A 2,215-nucleotide genomic window follows, 5' to 3' on the forward strand; every position below is an offset into this window, starting at 1 on the left:
ACGGGCGTGATGCGCCACGCGGACGCGGGCTACGAGCTTGCGCAGCAAACCGCGCGCGAAGCGGGCCTCAAGCTGCCGATGCTCGGCCGATGAGCAACGTACAGAACGCGAAGCTCACGCTGCTGCGTGGGGCGGCGCTCGTGGCGTCGCCGTGGAAGAACGGCGGCGGCGTCACGCGCGAGATTGCCATAGCGCATGTGACGCCGCGTACGGGCTCGCAAGCGAGCGCATCGCTCGACACGTTCGCGTGGCGCGTGAGCGTGGCCGATGTCGCGCAGGCCGGGCCGTTCTCGCGCTTCGAGGGCATCGACCGCACGCTGGCGCTGCTCGAAGGCGCGGGCATGCTGCTCGACGAAGCGGGCCGCACGCATGTGCTCACGCAACCGCTGGACGTGGCGCACTTTGCGGGCGAAGCGGCCATCGACGCCCGCCTCGTGAACGGCGCCACGCGCGATTTCAATCTCATGGTGCGTCGCGATGCGGCGCGCGGCACGCTGGACGTGTGGCGCGAGAACGGGCGCCGCAGCATGCAGGCGCAAACGCTGCTGCTCTATTGCGCGCAGGGCGAGCAGGTCGCGATCGTCGACGGCTGCCGCCAGGTGCGCCTCGCAACGGGCGACACGCTGCGCATCGACATGCTCGACGCGCTGCGCCCGTTGCAGATCGAAACGCAGGGCGCCGGTGCGTTGCTCGCCGTCGCGCTGGACCTGCTCGGCGTGTCTCAGACGCCTCACTCGCCGCAGCACGACACCACGGACGCGGCATCGCACGATGCCGTGCACACGCAATGAAACGCACTCTCTGGCAGAACCTCAAGCTGTGCCCGCAGGGCGATCCGGGGCAAACCGTCGAAAACGCCGCGATTGCCGTGGAAGACGGCAAGATCGCGTGGCTGGGGGCGGCGGCCGAGCTGCCGTCCTCGTTCGCCGAATGGCCGCGTGAAGACCTGGGCGGCGCCTGGGTCACGCCCGGTCTCGTGGATTGCCATACGCACCTCGTCTACGGCGGCCAGCGTGCCGACGAATTCGCGCAGCGCCTGGCGGGCGTGAGCTACGAGGAAATCGCGCGCCAGGGCGGCGGGATCGTATCGACGGTACGGGCCACGCGCGCCGCCGACGAAGCCGCGTTGTTCGCGCAGTCGGCTGCGCGTCTGGAGCCCTTGCTCGCCGAAGGCGTGACGGCCGTGGAGATCAAGTCGGGCTATGGCCTCGATCTCGCGTCCGAGCGCAAGATGCTGCGCGTCGCGCGCCGCCTCGGCGAACGCTATCCGGTCACGGTGCGCACGACGTTTCTTGGCGCGCACGCGTTGCCGCCCGAATTCGCGGGACGCGCCGACGCCTATATCGACGAAGTGTGCGAACGCATGCTGCCCGCGCTGGCAGACGAAGGACTCGTCGACGCCGTCGATGTGTTCTGCGAACGAATCGGCTTTTCGCTCGCGCAGAGCGAGCGCGTGTTCGAGGCCGCCGCACGGCGCAAGCTCCCGGTCAAGATGCACGCGGAGCAGCTCTCCAACGGCGGCGGGGCGGCACTGGCCGCGCGTCACGGCGCGTTGTCGGCCGATCATCTGGAGTTTCTCGACGAAGCGGGCGTGGCCGCCATGAAGGCCGCCGGCACGGTGGCCGTGCTGCTGCCCGGCGCGTACTACTTCATCCGGGAAACGCAATTGCCGCCGATCGATCTCCTGCGCCGTTACGCAGTGCCGATCGCCATTTCGACCGACAGCAATCCGGGCACGTCGCCGGCCACGTCGCTGCTGCTCATGATGAACATGGCGACCACGCTGTTCCGTATGACCGTGCCCGAGGTGCTGCAAGGCGTGACGCGCCACGCGGCGCAGGCGTTCGGCGATGCGCAGCGTCATGGCGAGCTTGGCGTGGGTCGCCCCGCCGACTTCGCCGTGTGGTCCGTGCAATCGCTCGCGGAACTGGCCTACTGGATCGGCCGTCCGCTGTGCGCCCGCGTGGTGCGCGGCGGCGAGACGGTTTTTGAGCGTCGCTTTTGAGCGCTGCTTTCAAGCACTAACTTCACGCATGAATCCCATCATCGACTCGAACTCAACCGCGCGTGCGCTTTTTGCCGGGCACGCCTACCTCCCCGACGGCTGGCGTCGCAACGTACTGCTCGAATGGGACGCAACGGGCACGCTGCGCAGCGTGACGCCCGATCTGCCTGAAGCGCCCGCCGGTGTGGCGCACGCGGCAGGCCCGATCAT

2 protein-coding genes and 1 pseudogene are annotated in these 2,215 nt (G+C 68.9%); all 3 read left to right on the plus strand.

Annotated features, from left to right (window positions below):
- The first annotated feature begins 89 nt into the window (after positions 1 to 89).
- Complete coding sequence (locus C7402_RS46035) at positions 90 to 791, plus strand: HutD/Ves family protein (RefSeq protein ID WP_116615297.1); 702 nt, start codon at positions 90 to 92, stop codon at positions 789 to 791.
- The gene (gene hutI, locus C7402_RS46040) at positions 788 to 2,005 is read left to right on the plus strand and encodes an imidazolonepropionase (protein WP_116615298.1); all 1,218 of its coding nucleotides are present in this window, start codon (positions 788 to 790) and stop codon (positions 2,003 to 2,005) included. Before C7402_RS46035 ends, hutI begins: the two co-directional genes overlap by 4 nt.
- 28 nt (positions 2,006 to 2,033) lie before the next feature.
- Positions 2,034 to 2,215, plus strand: a pseudogene (locus C7402_RS46045) (formimidoylglutamate deiminase); the annotation flags it as partial.

It is taken from the genome of Paraburkholderia unamae, from assembly GCF_003096875.1.
In the GTDB taxonomy this organism is placed as follows: domain Bacteria; phylum Pseudomonadota; class Gammaproteobacteria; order Burkholderiales; family Burkholderiaceae; genus Paraburkholderia; species Paraburkholderia unamae.

Coding starts and splice junctions, on each gene's coding strand:
- C7402_RS46035 (WP_116615297.1), top strand. CDS start 90: ATGAGCAACGTACAGAACGCGAAGCTCACGCTGCTGCGTGGGGCGGCG.
- hutI (WP_116615298.1), top strand. CDS start 788: ATGAAACGCACTCTCTGGCAGAACCTCAAGCTGTGCCCGCAGGGCGAT.